This window comes from Streptomyces sp. NPDC079167 (assembly GCF_040686735.1).
Lineage (GTDB): Bacteria > Actinomycetota > Actinomycetes > Streptomycetales > Streptomycetaceae > Streptomyces.
Genome location: NZ_JBFBLO010000014.1, coordinates 107,127 through 125,523 on the forward strand (window position 1 = coordinate 107,127; position 18,397 = coordinate 125,523).

18 protein-coding genes are annotated in these 18,397 nt (G+C 71.3%); 8 read left to right on the forward strand and 10 right to left on the reverse strand.

Going from position 1 to position 18,397, the window contains the following annotated elements; all coding sequences use genetic code 11:
* Positions 1-7 precede the first annotated feature (7 nt).
* From rplW to rpsJ, 4 genes are read right to left on the reverse strand one after another with little or no spacing between them, the layout of a single operon-like run.
* Positions 8-331: a 50S ribosomal protein L23 gene (rplW, locus tag AB0P41_RS27075; protein WP_014154589.1), complete on the reverse strand. Its 324-nt coding sequence runs from the start codon at positions 329-331 to the stop codon at positions 8-10.
* Entirely contained in the window at positions 331-981 is a 651-nt protein-coding gene (gene rplD / locus AB0P41_RS27080; protein ID WP_099173849.1) for a 50S ribosomal protein L4, read from the reverse strand. The genes rplW and rplD overlap by 1 nt, the downstream gene beginning before the upstream one ends.
* Before the next feature lie 4 nt (positions 982-985).
* Entirely contained in the window at positions 986-1,630 is a 645-nt protein-coding gene (gene rplC, locus AB0P41_RS27085) for a 50S ribosomal protein L3 (protein WP_014154591.1), read from the reverse strand.
* A 14-nt stretch (positions 1,631-1,644) separates the two neighbouring features.
* Positions 1,645-1,953 (reverse strand): 30S ribosomal protein S10, encoded by a 309-nt coding sequence (gene rpsJ / locus AB0P41_RS27090; protein WP_003948644.1) that lies wholly within the window; start codon positions 1,951-1,953, stop codon positions 1,645-1,647.
* A 504-nt stretch (positions 1,954-2,457) separates the two neighbouring features.
* Between rpsJ and AB0P41_RS27095 the strand changes: the two genes are divergently transcribed.
* The gene (locus AB0P41_RS27095) at positions 2,458-4,128 is read left to right on the forward strand and encodes an RNA ligase family protein (RefSeq protein WP_356714186.1); all 1,671 of its coding nucleotides are present in this window, start codon (positions 2,458-2,460) and stop codon (positions 4,126-4,128) included.
* Positions 4,128-6,296, forward strand: coding sequence for a poly(A) polymerase (locus AB0P41_RS27100; RefSeq protein WP_365934613.1), 2,169 nt, complete (start codon positions 4,128-4,130; stop codon positions 6,294-6,296). The genes AB0P41_RS27095 and AB0P41_RS27100 overlap by 1 nt, the downstream gene beginning before the upstream one ends.
* A gap of 4 nt (positions 6,297-6,300) precedes the next feature.
* Here the strand turns inward: AB0P41_RS27100 and AB0P41_RS27105 are convergent, their stop codons facing one another.
* Both AB0P41_RS27105 and AB0P41_RS27110 read right to left on the reverse strand, forming a co-directional pair.
* Positions 6,301-6,510, reverse strand: a complete 210-nt coding sequence (locus AB0P41_RS27105; RefSeq protein WP_365934614.1) for a DUF397 domain-containing protein — start codon at positions 6,508-6,510, stop codon at positions 6,301-6,303.
* A complete protein-coding gene (locus AB0P41_RS27110; RefSeq protein ID WP_365934616.1) occupies positions 6,507-7,385 on the reverse strand; it encodes a helix-turn-helix transcriptional regulator in 879 nt (292 codons plus the stop codon). Before AB0P41_RS27110 ends, AB0P41_RS27105 begins: the two co-directional genes overlap by 4 nt.
* 163 nt (positions 7,386-7,548) lie before the next feature.
* Between AB0P41_RS27110 and AB0P41_RS27115 the strand changes: the two genes are divergently transcribed.
* From AB0P41_RS27115 to AB0P41_RS27130, 4 genes are all read left to right on the forward strand, one after another.
* The gene (locus AB0P41_RS27115) at positions 7,549-7,974 is read left to right on the forward strand and encodes an ATP-binding protein (protein WP_365934618.1); all 426 of its coding nucleotides are present in this window, start codon (positions 7,549-7,551) and stop codon (positions 7,972-7,974) included.
* A 299-nt stretch (positions 7,975-8,273) separates the two neighbouring features.
* Positions 8,274-9,218: a helix-turn-helix domain-containing protein gene (locus AB0P41_RS27120; RefSeq protein ID WP_365934620.1), complete on the forward strand. Its 945-nt coding sequence runs from the start codon at positions 8,274-8,276 to the stop codon at positions 9,216-9,218.
* A 94-nt stretch (positions 9,219-9,312) separates the two neighbouring features.
* Positions 9,313-9,516, forward strand: a complete 204-nt coding sequence (locus tag AB0P41_RS27125) for a hypothetical protein (RefSeq protein ID WP_365934622.1) — start codon at positions 9,313-9,315, stop codon at positions 9,514-9,516.
* Between the two features lie 70 nt (positions 9,517-9,586).
* Positions 9,587-10,039, forward strand: coding sequence for a GNAT family N-acetyltransferase (locus tag AB0P41_RS27130; protein ID WP_365934624.1), 453 nt, complete (start codon positions 9,587-9,589; stop codon positions 10,037-10,039).
* A gap of 12 nt (positions 10,040-10,051) precedes the next feature.
* On the opposite strand, the gene AB0P41_RS27135 is transcribed toward AB0P41_RS27130, so the two are convergent.
* Positions 10,052-11,245, reverse strand: a complete 1,194-nt coding sequence (locus AB0P41_RS27135; RefSeq protein WP_365934626.1) for a hypothetical protein — start codon at positions 11,243-11,245, stop codon at positions 10,052-10,054.
* Positions 11,246-11,675: 430 nt separating this feature from the next.
* On the opposite strand from AB0P41_RS27135, the gene AB0P41_RS27140 reads away from it, so the two are divergent.
* On the forward strand, positions 11,676-12,617 hold the full coding sequence (locus AB0P41_RS27140; protein WP_365934627.1) for a nitroreductase/quinone reductase family protein: 942 nt from the start codon (positions 11,676-11,678) through the stop codon (positions 12,615-12,617).
* Positions 12,618-12,800: 183 nt separating this feature from the next.
* Positions 12,801-14,939, forward strand: a complete 2,139-nt coding sequence (locus AB0P41_RS27145) for a PIG-L family deacetylase (protein ID WP_365934628.1) — start codon at positions 12,801-12,803, stop codon at positions 14,937-14,939.
* A 90-nt stretch (positions 14,940-15,029) separates the two neighbouring features.
* On the opposite strand, the gene nshR is transcribed toward AB0P41_RS27145, so the two are convergent.
* The 3 genes from nshR to AB0P41_RS27160 form a co-directional block, all read right to left on the reverse strand.
* The gene (nshR, locus tag AB0P41_RS27150; protein WP_356714174.1) at positions 15,030-15,833 is read right to left on the reverse strand and encodes an NshR/TsnR family 23S rRNA methyltransferase; all 804 of its coding nucleotides are present in this window, start codon (positions 15,831-15,833) and stop codon (positions 15,030-15,032) included.
* A 74-nt stretch (positions 15,834-15,907) separates the two neighbouring features.
* A complete protein-coding gene (locus AB0P41_RS27155; protein ID WP_356714173.1) occupies positions 15,908-17,107 on the reverse strand; it encodes a cytochrome P450 in 1,200 nt (399 codons plus the stop codon).
* A gap of 198 nt (positions 17,108-17,305) precedes the next feature.
* Positions 17,306-17,962, reverse strand: coding sequence for a class I SAM-dependent methyltransferase (locus AB0P41_RS27160; protein WP_356714172.1), 657 nt, complete (start codon positions 17,960-17,962; stop codon positions 17,306-17,308).
* Positions 17,963-18,397: the final 435 nt, after the last annotated feature.

Here is an 18,397-nt window from a genome sequence, read left to right on the forward strand (position 1 = left end):
ACCTCCGTCAGGAGGTCGGGCCGCCGAAGATGTCGATACGGTCGCCCTCGGCGAGGGTCACGATGGCGCGCTTCGTGTCGGCGCGCTTGCCGAAACCGGTCTTGGTGCGCTTGCGCTTACCCTGCCGGTTGATCGTGTTGACCCCGGTGACCTTGACCGAGAAGACCGCTTCCACGGCCTGCTTGATCTGGGTCTTGTTGGAGCCGGGCGCGACGATGAACGTGTACTTGTTCTCGTCGAGCAGCGCGTAGCTCTTCTCGGAAACGACCGGCTTGACGAGAACGTCGCGCGGGTCCGAGTAGGTCTTGCTGGTAACGGTCGCCTCACTCATCAGGCGGCGCTCCCTTCGGTCTCAGCGGTCTGGGGGCCAGACACGAAGGACTCGAAAGCGGCCTGGGTGAAGACCACGTCGTCAGAGACGATCACGTCGTACGTGTTCAGCTGGCCCGGCTCCAGGATGTGCACCTGGGGCAGGTTGCGCGCGGACAGCCACGCGGCCTCGTCGGCGCGGTCGACGACCAGGAGCAGGTTGCTGCGCTCCGAGATCTTGCCGAGCAGCGTCTTGGCGGCCTTGGTGGAGATCCCACCCTCGACCACGCCGGTGACGACGTGGATGCGGGAGTGACGCGCCCGGTCCGAGAGGGCACCGCGCAGGGCGGCTGCCTTCATCTTCTTCGGGGTGCGCTGCGAGTAGTCACGCGGCTGCGGGCCGTGGACGACGCCACCACCGGCGAACTGCGGCGCGCGGGTCGAACCCTGGCGCGCGCGGCCGGTGCCCTTCTGGCGGTACGGCTTGCGCCCACCACCGCGGACCTCGCCACGGGACTTGGTCTTGTGCGTGCCCTGACGGGCAGCTGCCAGCTGTGCGACGACGACCTGGTGGATCAGCGGAACGCTGGTCTTCGCGTCGAAGATCTCCGCGGGGAGCTCGACGGTACCGGCCTTGTCGCCTGCCGGCGAAAGGATGTCAATGGTGCTCATTACCTCAAGCCCCCTTGGCCGCGGTACGGACCAGGACGAGGCCGCCGTTCGGACCGGGGACCGCGCCCTTGATGAGGAGCAGACCCTTCTCCGCGTCAACCGCGTGGATGGTCAGGTTCTGGGTGGTGACGCGCTCGTTACCCATCCGACCGGCCATGCGCATGCCCTTGAAGACACGCCCAGGGGTGGCACAGCCACCGATCGAACCGGGGGAACGGTGCTTGCGCTGGACGCCGTGGCCGGCGCCGAGGCCCTTGAAGTTGTGACGCTTCATGACACCGGCGAAGCCCTTGCCCTTGCTCTTGCCCGTGACGTCGACCTTGACGCCGGACTCGAACACCTCGGCAGTGACCTCCTGGCCCAGCGTGTACTCGCTGGCGTCAGGGGTGCGGAGCTCCACCAGGTGGCGGCGCGGGGTGACGTCGGCCTTGGCGAAGTGACCCTTGAGGGGCTTGTTCACCTTGCGCGGGTCGATCTCGCCGAAGGCGATCTGCACCGACTCGTAGCCGTCGCTGTCGTTCGTACGGACCTGCGTCACGACGCACGGACCGGCCTTGACGACGGTAACCGGGACGACCCGGTTGTTCTCGTCCCAGACCTGGGTCATGCCGAGCTTCTCGCCCAGGACGCCCTTGATGTTCTTGCTCATCTCGGCCCGTCCCCTCAGAGCTTGATCTCGATGTCGACGCCAGCCGGCAGGTCGAGGCGCATCAGCGAGTCAACCGTCTTCGGCGTGGGGTCGAGAATGTCGATGAGGCGCTTGTGCGTGCGCATCTCGAAGTGCTCGCGAGAGTCCTTGTACTTGTGCGGCGACTTGATGACGCAGTACACGTTCTTCTCAGTGGGCAGCGGCACCGGGCCTGCGACCGACGCACCAGTGCGGGTCACCGTCTCGACGATCTTCTTCGCCGAGGAGTCGATGACCTCGTGGTCGTAGGCCTTGAGCCGGATGCGGATCTTCTGTCCCGCCATGGCTACTAGTAGTCCTGTCTCTCAATAACGCTCTGGAACCCGTGGTTCTCGTAACTCCGCCTCCGACCCACGCGGTCGGGCGTGTCGCATCCCCTCTACGAAGATCTCCCGAAGGATTTCCCAACCAAGGGGGTGCGGGCCGAAACCGCGCTGCCGGGGGCGAAACCCCACCGGGTGCCTGGTCAGCGCCCCACTGACGCTTCCCGAAAGATTCCCGTACGTCCGACCCAGGGGTCGACGAGTACTGTGGGACTCGCTTCCGGTCCTCCCGGCGGGAGGCGCGCAGCATTGACACTCAACCGAGCAACCTGGCTAGTGTGCCACACGGGCTGCGGCGCTGGCCAATCGGGGCGGGGATCTTACCCCCTGCGGGGGACCGGTCAAACGCGGGCACGACCCACGACTGCCGGTTCGTGCGCCGCTGCCGCGATATTCGGTCGAGGACCGTACGCCACCTCCCCTACTGTGACCGGCCGGGACGGCGACTCACCGGGGGCACGGAACATGCGTACGCACTATCCACGGACCCCCCATCTCCCCTGGTCGCCCGGGGCCACCTCGGACGACGTACGCCTCGCCGACCTCGCCGGGCTGACCGGCTCCCAGGTCGTGGTCACCGAGAAGCTGGACGGCGAGAACACCACGCTGTACGCCGACGGGCTGCACGCCCGCTCCCTCGACTCCGCGCACCACCCCTCCCGCGGCTGGGTCAAGGCGCTCCAGGGCCGCATCGGCCCGCGCATCCCGGCGGGGTGGCGGATCTGCGGCGAGAACATGTTCGCCCGCCACTCGATCCCGTACGAGGACCTGGCGAGCCACTTCTACGGCTTCTCCGTCTGGGACGGCGGGGTCTGCCTGGACTGGGACCGGACCGTGGACTTCCTGCGGGACCTCGGGATCCCGACGCCGGCGGTGCTGTGGCGTGGTGTGTTCGACGCACGGGCCGAGAAGGCGCTGCGTGCGCTCAGGCCGGACACGGGACGCCAGGAGGGGTACGTCGTCCGGCCTGCCGGAAGCTTTCCCGCCGCGGCGTTCGCACGGCGGGTGGCGAAGTGGGTACGGCCCGGCCACGTGACGACGGACACGCACTGGATGCACGCGGAGGTGGTGGAGAACGGGCTGGGCCCGGCCGCCGCCCTGTGGGCCGTGCGTTCGGGCGCTCCCGTGGACCCGGCGGCACTCGCCCTCGCCGCGGGCGCCGGTCCCGGCGACGCACCGGCCGCCCTCGCGACGGCCGACGCCCTGGACGCACGGGAGCGCACCGGCGACGACCGGCTGGCCGGGGTGCTCGCCGCCCTGCTGCACCGCACCCGCCGGGCCGCGCTCGCACCCGCGCTCGCCGGACCGCTCGGGATGCGGCTCGCCCGGCGGACGGCGGACCTGGTCGGCCTCTACCCCTCTCTGCACCGTCCCTACCCGGACGACGACCGCCACGGCGGCCTGGCGCGGATGTCGCTCGCCGCCGACCTGACGGTGCTGCACGCGCTGGCCGGTGTGCTGGCCGACGGCCCCGAGACCCGCGAGCAGGTGGAGTGGTCGGCCCTGCACGCCCAGGACGTGGCCGAACCGGACGGGCTTCCCGCCGCCTTCGCCGACCTGGAGCCCGACGCCGCCGGCCGCTGTCTGGCGCAGGCCCGCGAGGCGTACGCCCTGGGCCGCGTCACCACCGCGCAGGAGGCGGTCGCCGCGACCTGGCGGTGGCGGTCCGGGGACTTCCCGCGCCTGGTCCACCTGGTCGGGCCTTCGGGCAGCGGGAAGAGCACCTTCGGCCGCGGGCTGCCGGGCACCGCCACGTACATCTCGCTCGACGACCTGCGCGAGTCCCGCGGCTCGCGCGCCGACCAGGGCGCCAACGCGGACGTCCTGCGCGAGGGGCTGCGCCGCCTGGACGCCGCGCTCGTCCCGGGCGCCACCGTCGTCTGGGACGCCACCTCGCTCAACCCGCACCAGCGCTCCCTCGTGCACGCGGTCGCCCACCGCAGGGACGCCCTGCTCACCCACGCCGTGGCATGGGTCGACCCGGCCGAGCTCTCCGCGCGCAACGGCCGGCGCGGCCATCCGGTGCCGCCGGACGTGCTGGCCTCCCAGGTGCGCCGCTTCGTACCCCCTTACCCCGGCCAGGCCCACCGCACCTGGTACATCGGGACGAGCGGAACCGTGGAGGACCGGACCTGATGCGTACGAGCGAGGAGATCTACCACCGGATCCGCTGGGACGCCCGCTTCGACATGGCGCGCTTCTCCGTGGGCGTCGCCCAGCGCGGCCGTGACCCGAAGCGGGTGCCGCTGGAGCGGTTCACGCCCGGCGGCGACATCCCCTGGCACCGGGTGCTGTTCTTCGAGGCGGACGGCGAGGTGGTGTGGGACCGCTCCACGGGCCTCGACCGGATCGACGCGTCGGAGGCGGGCCGCGTCCGGGCCTCGCGCCGCCTGCCGTCCCCGTACTTCACCTCACGTGTCCCGCACGCGTTCTCCCCGGCGACGGGCACCTGGGAGCCGGTCTCCCCCGGACCGCCGGACCCGTCCGCCTCCCTGACCGTGCTCACCTGGAACACGCTGTGGGACCGGTACGACAGCGACCGCATCGACACGGCCCGGCGCCGCCCCCTCCTGCTCGACGCCCTGGGCGCGGCGAACGCGGACGTGATCGCGCTCCAGGAGGTGGAGCCCGCGCTGCTGCGGCTGCTGCTGGACTGCGCGTGGGTACGGGACGGATACGTCGTCGCCACCGGACGGGACCACCGCGACGTCGCGGACAACGGTCTGCTGCTGCTCAGCCGGCTGCCCGTGAGTGAGGCGGGGCTGCACGTCCTCGGGCCGCACAAGGCGGTGACCGCGGCCGTCGTCGAGACGACCGACGGCCCCGTCACCGTGGCCGTGACCCACCTCAGCAGCGACCACTCCCCCGAGGGCGCCACCCGCCGCGACACCGAACTGGCCGACTTGGCAACGGGGTTGGCGGCCATCGAGGGCGAACTCCTCCTCGTCGGTGACTTCAACGACGGCGGCGACCGACCGCAGACCCGCCTAACGATGACGGACGCCTGGAGCCAGGTGCACGGCCCCGCCGACCTGACTCCCACCTTCGACCCGTCGGTGAACCCCCTTGCCGCCGTCTCCTCCCTGTCCGGCCGCGTCTCCCGGCTGGACAGGGTCCTGCTGCGTACGGAACGGCTGCGCGCCCGGTCGGCGGCCCTGACCGGCGAGACACCCGGCCCGGAGGGGCTGTACATCTCCGACCACTACGGAGTACGGGTGGAGCTGGGCCCACCCCTTCCGGTGGCCGAAGAGAGTGAAGGGGTCACGGAGCGGGTCGCCGCCGCCCTCCCCGGCGCCCGGGTCCACGTCGTCGGCTCCCGGCGCATGGGCTGTGCACTGCCCGGGGCGGACCTGGACCTGGTGGCGGCACTGCCCGGCGCCCCCGATCCGGCGGATGTACGGCGCCGCCTGGCCGCCGCGCTCCCCGAGGCCCGGGACCTGCGCGAGGTGTCCGGCGCCCGGGTGCCCGGCCTGCGCTGGCACCTGGACGGCCTCCGGGTCGACCTGGTCACCGTGGCGACCGGCGAGCTCTCCCCCGCCGAGGCGGTCGACCGCCGCGCGGAGCTGGGCGAGGCGGCGGCGATCGCGCTCAGCGCGGTGAGCGACGCCGACGCGGTGCTCGGGGCGGCCGAACCGCACCGGGACGCCTTCGCCTCCCTCGCCCGGGACGTCAAGGCATGGGCGGCGGCGAGGGGCCTGGACTCCGCACCCTGCGGCGGCCTGCCGGGCCTCACCTGGGCCGTACTCGCGGCCCGTACCGCACACGAGGCGGGCGACCTGCCGCCGCTCGCGCTGCTCCGGCACTTCTTCGCGACCTGGGCGGTGTGGGACTGGGACGAGGCGGTTGGCGGGGTGGCGGCAACCGCGTCCCCGGTCACCGTGCTGACCCCGACCGCCCCCGTAAGTTCCTGCACCACGCAGGTCTCCGCCGCAGGCCGCGATCTCCTGGCCGCCGAGCTGTACCGCGCCTGGGAGATCGCGGAGTCCGTCGACGACCCGCGCCCCCTGCTGTGCGCGCCGCCGAGCCTCCCCGAACTGCACCCGTCCTGGGCCCTCGCCTCCGTACCCACGGACGGTCCGGACGAAGGACGCCTGCGCGGCCGCCTCCTCGCCCTGTCCGGCGCCCTCGCCGAGGCGGGAGCTGCCGACTGCCGCATCTGGCCGCGCCCTCTCACGGCCGGTGGCCGCACGGGCTACGCGATCGGGCTCGGCACGACCCCGCCACCGGCCCACCGGCTGGCGGAGATCGGGGCGGGGGTGCTGCGGGGGATCCGGGACGCGTCACTGACCCCGGTACGTATATAAGGAGTCAGCGGCCGACGGCGTACGGGACGAAGTGCGCCCACGCCTCGGGTGCGAAGGCGAGGCGGTCCCCCTGCACGTCCTTGGAGTCACGCACGTGCACCGAGTCAGGCGCAGCCGCAACCTCTACACACTCGTTGCTGTTGCTGCTGTCGCTGTAGCTGCTCTTGAACCACTTCAGCCGGGAAGCGTCTCCAGCAGAGGTCTCGCTGATCATGTCTCTCCCAGCACTTGCTCGATGAAGGCCAGCGACTCCCTGGGCGTGAGAGCCTGAGCCCGGATGATGCCACAGCGCAGCTCAACGATCCGGAGATGCTTCGGGTCGGAGACCGGGCGACTGCCGAAGTCGCCCTCGGAGCGTCCCACCGCCGAGCCGTCCCTGAACTTCAGCACCTGCATCTCCCCGCCCATTCCGGCGTGGTCGTCGCGTGCGGTCGGCATCACCTGAATCTCGACGTTCCGCAACTGCCCCACCTCCAAGAGCCGTTCAAGCTGGCGCCGCAGCACCATTCTGCCCCCGAGGTGCCGCCGCAGTGTCACCTCTTCCTGGACAAAGCTGAGCTCCGGTCCGGGCGAGCGGTCACAGATGGACTGCCGGGCCACACGGGCAGCCACCAGCCTCTCCACCTCATCCGACGAGAAGGCGGGCCGACGCATCCCGAACAGGGCCCGTGCATACTCCTCCGTCTGCAACAGGCCATGGAGGTTGTGACTCCCGTAAGCCGAGAGCTCCACCGCCTGCGCCTCCATCTTCGCCAGCTCCCGGATCTTCTTCGGGTACCGGACCGCCGCCAGATCCTGCTTCATCGCAGCGACCTTGCCGCCCGCGCCGCACACCTCGTCCACCCTGTCCAGGAACTCCGGCCGAGGGATCCGCCGCCCGCCCTCCACCTTGCGGACCAGGTCCTCCCCGTACCCGATCGCCGCACCGAGCTCGCCGGCCCGCATCCCGGCCGCCTCCCGCCACGCCTTGACCTGGCGTCCCACGGCGGCGACCACCGCAACGCCCGACTCGTCATCGGGATCGACGTCCCAGCCGGGCTCGTCCGCCCCGCCGCCACCCTGCTCCGTACCGGCCCCGTCCACACTCATCCGTGCCCCACTTCCGACGCGCGTGCCGTTCTTCCTCAACCGCCCCTGTTCCCCGCACGTCACTCCGGACAGCCGGGACAGCGCTGGACAAGCCCGGGACAATCACCGTACGCAAGGGCTCAGTCACTGGGCACGGTACGCAGACCCGGCCACGCTGAGTGACGTGAACCAACAAACCGCCACCCCGCAACGGCCCACTGTCGAACGCACGTTCACCGTGCTTCTCTCCCCCACCCGCCGAGGGGCCCGGCTGGCCCGCCTCCTCGCCGTGGCCCATCTCGACCTCTGGGGGCTTCCCTCCGACTCGGCCGCGCACATCGTCGCGGAGCTCGCCACCAATGCCACGAGCCACGGGCGGGTGACCGGCCGGGACTTCCAACTGCGCCTCGCCGTGCACGCGGACAGCCGGCTGCGGATCGAGGTCATCGACACCCGGGGTGACCGCCTGCCCGTCGCGACGGCGCCCGACCACCACACGGAGGGCGGGCGCGGCCTGCTCATCGTCGAGGCACTCGCCGACCGCTGGGGCGTCATCGCGGGTCCGGTCCCGCGCAAAACGGTCTGGGCGGAGCTCGACCTCGCACCGTGACCGACTCCACCGGGTCGCGGGCACCCACGACCCGGTCGGCCGCGCCCCGGTGACCCGCGACGCGGCCACCCACGACGTCTAAAGGCTTTTAAAGAACTCGGGAAAGAAACCCGACCAAACCCCACCCCGCCCCCGTCCTGACCTGCATCACTCGCACGGGTGACATATCGCAACAGGGCTGGATTTGGGGCAGGTTGGCTGGCATATGCTCGCCGCGACAACCACAGACACGAGACGGCCCCAACCGGGACTGCGAATCCCGGCCGGGGCCTGACCACGAGGAAGAAGCAACCTTCCCGATGGATACCCCGCAGGTTATCGCGCCCCCTTGCGCCCAGCCCGGCTCCCCCGGCACCCGGCCCGACGTCACGCCGACTTCCGGCGTCCTCCACGTCACCGTCCGCCACATCTCCGGCTTCACGGTCATCGGCAACCACCTCGCCCAGCACCGCGGCCTCTCCCTCACCGCGATCGGGCTCGCCGCCCATATCCAGTCGCTGCCCGCCGGGGCCAAGGTCAGCATCAAGGCCCTGAGCGCCCGCTTCCCGGAGAGCGAAGCCCGCATCGCCGCCGCCCTCCGCGAGCTGGAAGCCACCGGCTACCTCCACCGCAGCCGCGTACGCCTCCCCGACGGCCGCATGGTCACGCGCACGGTCTCGTACAACCAGCCCGGCGCCACCGTCCCCGCGTCACGCCGCATCGAGCGACCAGCCACCACCCTCGCCGCCCCGCCACCGCCCCCGGCGCCCGTCGAGACACCACCTCCGCCGCCTGCCGCCCCCGTCTACGTACCGGCCCCCACGGCCCCGAGGAAGCAGCCCCCGCCGCTCCCCCACCCCCACGCTCCCACCGAGGAACTCCACCGAGCCGCCACAGCACTCCTCGCTGACCTCCGGCGTAGCTCGCCCCAACTCACCCTCCCCGAGGCGGACATCGAGGCACTCGCCCCCGGTGTCGCGACCTGGCTCGAACGCGACGCCCACCCCGACACCATCCGCCACGCCCTCACGAGCGACCTCCCGACGCCCGTGAAACACCCGGCGAAGTTCGTCCGAAGCCGCATCACCACGCTCCTGCCGCCCCCACTCCCCGGCACCGCAGACCTCACCCCGCCCCGCCGCAAGGTGATCGTGATCCCGCTCCAGAACTGCGACACCTGCGACCGCGCCTTCCGCGCCACCCACCCCGGCCACTGCCGGGACTGCCGAACCGAACAGCCGGACGTCATGCACAGAGCCGCATGACACACACTCGCCCTCAGCCGGCCTGGGTAACCGCCCGGCCGCACAGCAATGGAGGAACCTGGTGGTCGTGGATACCTCTTTCTACAAGTCTTTCATGTCCGAAGAAATCCGAGACGAAGGCCGAGCCCAAGGCCGAGCCGAAGGCCTCCTGCTGATCCTCGAAGCACGCGGCATCGCCCTCACCGACGACCTCCGGCAGAAGGTCACCACCTGCACCGACCCCGAGCTCCTCCACCGGTGGCTGCACCGCGCCGCCACTGCCACCACCACCGAAGAAGTCTTCGCCGAGGAACACTGACCGGTCAGGCCCGGACGGCAGCGGGGAGCCCTGCTCCCCCGCCGTCCGAAGTCTCTGGGAGACTCCCGCCATGTCCGTACGTACCACTCAGGCATGGTCCCTGCGCCCGGCCACACCCGATGACGTCGAGGCCATAGCCGAGATCCGGGCCCTGGTGATGCGCCCCGACCTGGAACGTCTCGGCCGCTACGACGCGCACCGGGTCCGGCAGCGGCTGCGTGACGCGTACGCCCCCGGGCACACCTCCGTCGTGGAGGTCGGCGGGGCCGTCGCGGGGTGTGTCGCCCTGCGGCCCTCCGAGGACGGCTGGTGCCTGGAGCACTTCTACCTCGCCCCGGAGCTCCAGGGCAGGGGCATCGGCACCGCTGTCCTGGCCGACGTCCTGGCCCGTACGGACGCCGAGGGCACGGCGGTCCGCCTGAACGTCCTCCGGGGCAGCGCGGCCCGCAGGCTCTACGAGCGCCACGGATTCGTCCTGGAGCACGAGGACGCGGTGGACGTGTTCATGGTGCGGGCCCCGTAGGACCCGGCGAAGTCACGTACGCGTGACCGTCCCGCAGGACCCGTTCGGCTGCCACTCGCTGCGGTCGTACGGGTCCACGTCGTCCCCGCGCGGAGGGCTCGCGCTGTCGCTCGGGAAAGTCGGGTGCAGGAAGCCGTCGTTCACCTCGCAGGAGGTGTTGCCGAAGTTCTGCTCGGAACTGACGACGGAGAGCTTGCCGCGCGTCGCCACGAACCGCTCCGGATCGTGCAGCGCCGTCGTCAGTTTCCGCCGCACGATCGTGCGCGCCACCTCGTCGCCGCCCGGCTTCACCAGCGGATACACGAACGTGTAGTCGGCGTGCACCTCGACGGAGCCGGCGGGACCCGCCTCGAAGGTCATCCGCCCACGGGTCTTCACGACGTCACCCACGAGACGTGCCTCGGCCGGGTCGAACCGGCTGAACAGCATCAGCGGGTCCTGGTCCTCGCCGGGCTCCGTCAGCGACCGCTCCAGGCGTTCCCGCTCGCCCTTCTGCAGCGGGTCGAGCAAATTGAGCGCCTCGTCGGGCTTCTCCCCCCGCAGGGTGGCGGGATCCAGGTTGGCGGCGACGAGCAACTGCCGCGTCGCGCGCAGGGCTTGCTCGACCTCGCTCCGGCTCATCCCTCCGGCCGCCTTCGCCTCCGGGATCTCGATGCCCTTCGCCCCGTCCGCCCACCGGACGGCGGGCGAGCCCCGGAACGGCTGTGCCCGGGTCGGCCGGTCACCCACGGGCCCGTCGGCGGGCGCGGCGGTCGGCGGCGCGGTCTCGGCGGGCAGCGAGCCGGCGCTCGCCGGGTCGCCCCCGCCGGGCAGGTGGTCGGTCAGCAGGCTCGGCCGCATCGCGACCACGAGGGCCGCCACGACCACGGCCATGCCCAGGACCCCGAGGAGGCGGCGCCGCTTCCGCGCGCGCCCGTCGCGCTCCTGCCAGGCCGGGCCCGTACGCCAGCCCTCCGGCTGCCACGGCTCGGCCGGCTTGCTCTTCCCGCCCCAGGACCGTCCGCCGCCCCGCGCACGGGCGGTGTCCTCGTCCAGTGCGCGCAGCCGCTCGGTGACCATACGCGCACGGGCCGAAGGCTCCTTCGGCGCTCCGGCGGCCCCGGTCTCCGACTGCCGGACGAATTCGGCCCACTGCTCGTCGGTGGGGGATTCCGAGTCCCCGGCCCGATCCGGGCTGTCTTCCGACGGCTTACCGTTCCCGCTCACTGCGCTGCTCACTCCCCCGCGATGCTGTCCTCGCCAGTTCATTACCTGACGCCCCGGCAGGCAAGGGGATGCGGCGTTCTGTGACGCTCATGTGATCGTCATGCGACGGCAGCCCCGGACCACCGTCCTGGTTGACAGACGAACGGCGGATACATGTAATGAGCGCGGTGTCGCGTGGCGCCGGCCACAGAGCAGTGGGCCGGCCGGCGATCGGGCGAACACCCTTCTCTCAGGGGATCCGCCATGAGTTCGTACTCCGCGCCCTGTACATGACGTAGCGCCGCCGCACGTCGTCTCCCTTCCGCGCTTCCGGCATCGCCCCGTGACGCCCCCGGAGACCGTGCCGCCCTCCGTCCCGCGCACGTCATCCCTGGCCCGTACCCGCAGTCACCGCGGTGCGCGCCCGTACACACCGGAGACACACAGCCGTATGCCCACATCATTCAATGAATCGGTCATCGAGGAGTTCCGCGCCAACGAAGGAAAGGTGGGCGGCCCGTTCGAAGGCGGGAACCTGCTCCTGCTGACGACCACCGGCGCCAGGTCCGGGACCGAGCGGACCACCCCCCTCGGTTACGTCCGCCATGGCGGCACCCTTCTCGTCGTCGGGTCCGATCTCGGCGGCCCGCGCCACCCCGCCTGGTACCACAACCTGCTGGCCCACCCCGTGGTGCGCGTGGAGGTCGGCACGCGCACCTTCGAGGCCCTGGCGGTGCCCGCCGAGGGGCTCAGGCGTGAGCAGCTGTTCGCGCACGCCGTGCGGGAGGTCCCCGGGTACGGCGACTACCAGGCCCGGACCACCCGGGTCCTGCCGGTCGTGGTGCTGGAGCGGGCCGAGCCCGACGGGTGGGACGCTCCGCGCGAGATCGTCACCCTCGCCGACAAGCTGATGGAGGTCCACACCTGGCTGCGCGGCCAGCTGCGTCAGGTGAAGGCGGAGGCCGACGCCCACTTCGTCGCACGCGCGGCTCACCAGGGGCCCGGTGAGCCGCCCGCGCCCGGTCTCGGACTGCAGATCCGGCAGCGCTGCCTGGCGTTCTGCCAGGCCCTGGAGTTCCACCACACCAGCGAGGACGACCACTTGTTCCCAGGGATCGCCCGCCATCACCCCCATCTGACCGGCACCTTCGACCGGCTGCGCGACGAACACCGCACCGTCGCGCGCATCCAGGGCGAGCTGGTGACCCTGCTGGCCGGTATCGCCATCGCCGATCCGCAGCGCTTCCGCACCGAGCTGGACGCGATGTCCACGGAGCTGAACGCGCACCTCGACCACGAGGAGGAGTCGGTCCTGCCCCTGCTGGCCGAGGTCCCCTGGCCGCCGGCGCCTCCCGAGCGCCAGGCGGAGGACGAGGGGAAGACCACCGGCTGACACGTCCACGGGGCCGGTTGCCCGTCCCGTACGCCGATGCGGCACGCGGTCCAGGCAACCGGTCCGGCCCCGTCTTCGTCTGTCCGTGCGGGACGGCGCGACCCGTCGTCCCCCGTCGGACGACGGGACGCAGCACGAGGCAGTCGGCCACCCGCTGCGGGGGAAGCGGATGGAGCACACGGCATGACGGATCGATCCCACGCGCGCCCGCACGCCCCGGGGCCGGCGGCCACCGGCGCGCCCGGTCCGGGCTCCGCGCCGGCTGGTCCGCGGCGCCGCGCGGTCGTCACCGCCCTCGCCGCCGGCACCGGCACCGCGGTCCTCGGCGCCTGCACCGTCCCGGCGCCCCGGCGCGCGGACCCCGCGCCCGATCCGGCGCCCGGCCGGCCCATCAGCACCGCGCGGCGTTCGCTGCTCATGCAGATACTCGCCCACCCGGACGACGACCTGTACTTCATGAACCCGGACACCCGGCACGCCCTGGACGCCGGGACGCCCCTGGTCTGCGTGTACCTCACGGCGGGCGAGGCCGACGGCGTCAACAAGATCCCCGGCCGGGCACGCCCGGCGCCGGACAAGGCCGCGTACTCCTCGGCGCGCCACCAGGGTCTTCGGCAGGCGTACGCGACGCTGCTCGGGCTGGACGCGTTCGCGCCCTGGGAGATCTCCGTCGCCGAGCTCGACGGCGGGCACAGGGCCGAGGTGAACGTGCTGGCCGCCGACGGCCGCCGGGTCGAGCTGATCTTCCTCAACACGGCCATGCACACCGGCCGGCACCGGCTCGGGCTGCCCAGTCTCTGGGAGGACCGCCGGCTGGTGCTGCGTACGGTCGTCGCCGAAGGTTCACCGCTGCGGCGCGCCGGCTCGTACACGTACGACGGGCTGATCGACGTCCTCGCCGGGCTGCTGGAGCGCTACGAGCCCACTGTCGTCCACACCCTGGACCCGGATCCCGACATCCAGCACAGCACCGAGGCGGTCCGGCGGGCGGACAGTGAGCAGCGCGGGTACTCCGACCACGCCGACCACACCGCGGCGGCCTGCTTCGCCTGGGCGGCGATGATCCGCCGGGTGGCACGGGCCACCGAGGACGGCGGTCTGATACCGGGGTTCGTGACGGCCGCCTACCGCGGTTACTACAACCGGCACTGGCCGAAGAACCTGCCGCCGCGGGTGCTGGCGGCGAAGGCCGCCCCCCTCGTCCCGTACGGGGGGTCGCCCGACTGGGACTGCGGCAATCCGTCCGGCTGCGGTGACTACAACGTCGGCGGCGACCGCCCGCTCACCAACCGCAAGGGCTGGGTCCGCTCCACCCACCACCGCTACCCGGGTACACGCACGGCCCTCGCCGCCGAGCCGGACGGCCGGCTCGCGGCCTACGCCGTGCTGGGGCTGCGAGTGGTGCGGTGGCAGGAGACAGATCCGGGCAGCGGCGTCTGGGGTCTCCCGCAGGACCTCGGCGGCGGGCCGCTCGCCCCCGTCCTGGGCTCGGCCACCACGGGGGACGGGCGCCTGCTGCTGTTCGGGCTCCGCTTCGCCGCGCTCGCCGGGCACGGCGCCGACAACGAGCGCGAGATCGTGGTGCTTGAGCAGAGCGCCCCGGGCCGGGGTTTCCGCCCCTGGCGCGGCCTCGGCACTCCTTCTCCCGGACGTGACGAGGGGCGTCGCATCGGCGTACCGGTGGCCGTCGCCGCCCCGGACGGGCGGGTCCATCTCTTCGTACGCAACGCGGAGAAGGGTCTCAGTACCCGGGTGCGGGACGGGTCGGGCCGGTGGAGCGCGTGGCGGGACATGGGTGGCGGAGAGGTGCAGGACTGCCTGAGCACAGCCGTGGACAGGGGCGGGCGGGTCCACGTCTTCGGCGCCGGCCACCACGCGGTGCACCACTGGTCCCAGGACTCACCGGGCGCGGGGCTCTCCGCGCGCCCGCAGCTCACGGCGGCTCCCGTCCCGGCGCACGCGCCCGCCGCTCTGCCGGCGTCCGACGGGTCGGTCACGCTCCACTACCGGGCGGCGGCAGCAGGCGGTCTGACGACCGTTCAGGCAGGGACGGCCATGCGAGTGGAAGCCGGGACAGCCGTGCCCGCAGGACGGTTCGGCGGGTACGGGCCGGTGCACGCCTCCCCGTCGCCGCGGGGGCCCGTGCTGCTCGGCCGCACCACCGAGGGCCTCGTCCAACTACGCGTGGGCGACGGGCTCTTCGTAAGGAACGGCGGCCCGGTCGCCCTGGACGGTACGTCGCTCCATGTGGGCCAGGACGGCCGGCCCTCGGTCGCCGGTCTGGGTCCGGACGCGGCGCCCTGGATATGGCGGCCCCGGTAGAGCCGGCGGTGACCCGTCTGCGTACGCCAAGGGCCCCGGCTCCCCTTCCGCGAGGGGGCCGGGGCCCTTGGCACTGTTCTGCGGCCGGGACTACCGGGCGAGATTGCGGCGGGCTCGCGCGTGCAGGGCGATTCCCGCCGAGACCGAGACGTTGAGCGACTCCGCCGCGGGGTTCATGGGAATGGAGACCGACGTGGCGGCCATGGTCGAGAACTCGCCCGACGGGCCGGCCCTCTCACTGCCGAACATCAGGACGAGGCGCTCGTCCATGCCGTCCAGATCACCGACCGAGAGCTTCCCGTCGGCCTCGAAGACCACGGGGCGCATGCCGTTGTCCTGGAGGTGCCGGAGCGCCTCGTCCCGGGACGCGAGGACGATGGGCAGGGAGAACACATAGCCCCGGCTCGCCCTGATCAGACGGCGGTCCGCGATGGTACCGAGATCGCTGTCCACGAGAACGATGCCCGAAGCGCCGAGGGCGAACGAGGTTCGCACGATGGCTCCGATATTGCCGACGATCTTCACTCCGTCGAGGAGGATGAGGTCACCGGTCGTTTCGGACAGGTCCGCGAGGCGGGACGGCTTCGGGACCCGGGCCAGGCCGAAGACCTTCGGCTTCTTCTCCGTCTTGAAGACCTGGTTGGCCACGGGGGCCGCGAGCAGCCGGACCGGGATCTCGCGCTGTGCGCACAGGTCGAGCAGCTCGTCCGGCAGGGTCACGGTGTCGAGGCCGTAGATCTCGATGAACCCGACGCCGGCCCGGATGCTCTGCAGCAGGGGCTCGATGTCCTCGATCAGCACCGTCTTGACGACGGCCCGCGAGTGCTTCGTGACATCGATGATGCGCTGCACAGCGGGATCGGAGCGTTCCGTGATGAGGTCAGGACTGGGCATCAAGCGAACTTAGCACGCACAGCGGCACCCTCTTTTCGGTGCGGGACGGGCCGCCCGCACCGGTCATCTCGGTGTCAGAACACCAGCGGCAGCTCCTTGGGGCCGGTCATGCTGAGGCTCGGCAGGAACCGGGGCGGCCGGTCCGGGTCGCTGCGCAGGTTCGGGAAGCGGTCCAGCAGGATGTTCAGCGCCACCCTGCCCTCCAGCCGTGCGAGCGGCGCGCCGATGCAGAAGTGCGCCCCCCGGCCGAATGCCATGTGCGGGTTCGGGTCGCGCAGCGGGTCGAAGGTGTCGGGGTCGGTGAACACCTTCGGATCGCGGTTCGCCACGCCGAGGAAGGTCACCACCAGGGAATCAGCCGGAATGCGCTCGCCACCGAGTTCCACATCGGCCGTCGTGGCGCGCGCCGTCCCCGCGAACGGGCTGTAGTACCGCAGCGACTCCTCGATCGCGGCGGGCACCAGGCCGCGGTCCGCGCGCACCCTGGCGAGCCACTCCGGGTGGCTGTCCAGGCACAGGACCGAGTTGCCCAGCAGCATCGTGGTGGTGATGTGCCCGGCGATCAGCAGCACGTTGGAGAAGTTGACGACTTCGTTGTCGGTGAGGCGTTCACCGTCCACCTCGGCCTGCACCAGCTTGGTGATGAGGTCGTCGCGGGGGTTCTCCCTGCGGTCGAGGACGTGTTCGCGCAGATAGGCGGAGAGCTTCCCGACCTGCTGCATGGCCTCCTGGAGCCGCCGGCTCTGCTCTTCGGTCCGTTCGACGAAGGAGAACTCCTGGGTGCTCTCCATCAGCGCGGTTCCCCAGTCCCGGAACTTGTCCCGGTCGGAGGCCGGCACTCCGAGCAGCTCGGCGATGACGATGACCGGAAGCGGATATGCCAGGTCGTTGACCAATTCCATGCGGCCGCCGTCGGCCACGGCGTCGAGCAGTTCGTGGGTCAGGGCGGCGATACGTGGTTCCATATCGGCCACCACCTTCGGGGTGAAGGCGTGGCTGATCAGCCCCCGGAGCTTCTTGTGCCCCATCGCGTCCATCTGGATGAGGTTGCCCTCGCTGAACTCGTCAGCGCCCTCCCGCATTTCCGGGGGCACGAGGCGCTGGGTGTTCGAGGAGAACGTCACGGGATCGGCCAGCACGTGCTGCACCTCCCGATAGCCGAAAATGCACCAGAGTCCGGCTTGCGGGTCAAAGCGCACCGGGGCTTCCGGCGCCTGGCCGCGCAGCCAGAACTGTGCCTCGTGAATGCCCCAGGTGTCTGCCACGGATGTCATGTCTGGTCATCCTTCGCTAGAACGTAAGTACGGAACCGCATTCGAAAACACGGACACGTGCAAAGTCGGTCTTCCCGCCCGGTCCCGGCCATGCGTTATCGACGCACGGCACGTCGTATTCGATGTGCAGCACGGCATTGCGTTTTGACGGCCCGAAAAGCGGGCACTGCCCGGCAGGCGGAAGCAGTGCTGCCGGCGTTATGCCAGGGGCTTGCGCGCGGCGACCCGCTCGACGACGCCCAGCTTGCGCCGGTCCCGGTGCTCGATGAGGAATCCGGCCTGCTTGACCAGGGGGAACGGCCTGCGGGTCTGGTGGTCCCCGCACTGGCGCAGCATGGCCTTCTCCAGCGTGCGCTGCCACCAGCGGACCAGCCGGATGTGGCTGCCCACATGGTCGAGGAGCACCAGCCGCCCGCCGGGCCGCAGTACGCGGTACATCTCGCCGATCACCACGCGGTAGTCGGGCACGCTGCACAGCCCGAGTGTGCAGACGACCGTGTCGAACGTGTCGTCCTCGAAGGGCATGGCGTGGGCGTCGCCCTCCCGCAGCGTGACCTCCCGGCCCAGTTCAGCGGCCCGGCTCCGGGCCAGTTCCAGCATCTCCGGGCTCAGATCGATGCCGGTCACCGAGATCCCGTCCGGGTAGAACTCCATGTTCCGGCCACTGCCGATGGCGACTTCGAGGACATCGCCCTTGGCCTGGCCGCACACCCACGCCCGCCCGTCGTCCAGCAGCATGCGTTCCAGCCGGACCATGTCACTGTCGTAGCGGGGCGCGTATTCCTTCCACAGGCGGCGAAGCCGCTCGTTCTCCCTGGCCACGTCGATCACGTCGTACTCCCCCTGCCAATTCACCCCACGCCCGATCTGGCCGAAAGTTGTCCATCGTGGCCAGTTCCCATGCATCGACATGCGACGTGAAGTGCACGCGGATCAGTCGGATTCGCTTCGTGCCAGCAGACTCTGCCAGAAAGAACCGTGATCGGCCAGGTTCCGTCCTGCCGTCTCCGAGATGCTCTCGCGACGGCCTCTCGGCATGCCCGGTCGTTGCGGCAGACCCCTGACAAACGATCAAACCAATGGTCACAGCCGCTTTTCCCAGCCACTCGCCCGTCACCCCCCACCGCTGAGCACACCTCGCCTGAGCTGCGCCCATCACCCCGAGTCACCGAATTGCTCGGCCAAGGGCCACCCTTGACAGCCAAGATTCCTTCGGTGACGCTTTACGACGGCGGCCGACGACGGGCCCGGGGATTCCCACTACTTGGGGAGAATCTGTGGACACCGAGA

Coding starts and splice junctions, on each gene's coding strand:
- rpsJ (WP_003948644.1), bottom strand. CDS start 1,953: ATGGCGGGACAGAAGATCCGCATCCGGCTCAAGGCCTACGACCACGAG.
- rplD (WP_099173849.1), bottom strand. CDS start 981: ATGAGCACCATTGACATCCTTTCGCCGGCAGGCGACAAGGCCGGTACC.
- AB0P41_RS27130 (WP_365934624.1), top strand. CDS start 9,587: ATGTCCGTACGTACCACTCAGGCATGGTCCCTGCGCCCGGCCACACCC.
- nshR (WP_356714174.1), bottom strand. CDS start 15,833: ATGCCCAGTCCTGACCTCATCACGGAACGCTCCGATCCCGCTGTGCAG.
- AB0P41_RS27155 (WP_356714173.1), bottom strand. CDS start 17,107: ATGACATCCGTGGCAGACACCTGGGGCATTCACGAGGCACAGTTCTGG.
- AB0P41_RS27095 (WP_356714186.1), top strand. CDS start 2,458: ATGCGTACGCACTATCCACGGACCCCCCATCTCCCCTGGTCGCCCGGG.
- AB0P41_RS27125 (WP_365934622.1), top strand. CDS start 9,313: ATGTCCGAAGAAATCCGAGACGAAGGCCGAGCCCAAGGCCGAGCCGAA.
- AB0P41_RS27100 (WP_365934613.1), top strand. CDS start 4,128: ATGCGTACGAGCGAGGAGATCTACCACCGGATCCGCTGGGACGCCCGC.
- AB0P41_RS27110 (WP_365934616.1), bottom strand. CDS start 7,385: ATGAGTGTGGACGGGGCCGGTACGGAGCAGGGTGGCGGCGGGGCGGAC.
- AB0P41_RS27120 (WP_365934620.1), top strand. CDS start 8,274: ATGGATACCCCGCAGGTTATCGCGCCCCCTTGCGCCCAGCCCGGCTCC.
- rplW (WP_014154589.1), bottom strand. CDS start 331: ATGAGTGAGGCGACCGTTACCAGCAAGACCTACTCGGACCCGCGCGAC.
- AB0P41_RS27145 (WP_365934628.1), top strand. CDS start 12,801: ATGACGGATCGATCCCACGCGCGCCCGCACGCCCCGGGGCCGGCGGCC.
- rplC (WP_014154591.1), bottom strand. CDS start 1,630: ATGAGCAAGAACATCAAGGGCGTCCTGGGCGAGAAGCTCGGCATGACC.
- AB0P41_RS27105 (WP_365934614.1), bottom strand. CDS start 6,510: ATGATCAGCGAGACCTCTGCTGGAGACGCTTCCCGGCTGAAGTGGTTC.
- AB0P41_RS27140 (WP_365934627.1), top strand. CDS start 11,676: ATGCCCACATCATTCAATGAATCGGTCATCGAGGAGTTCCGCGCCAAC.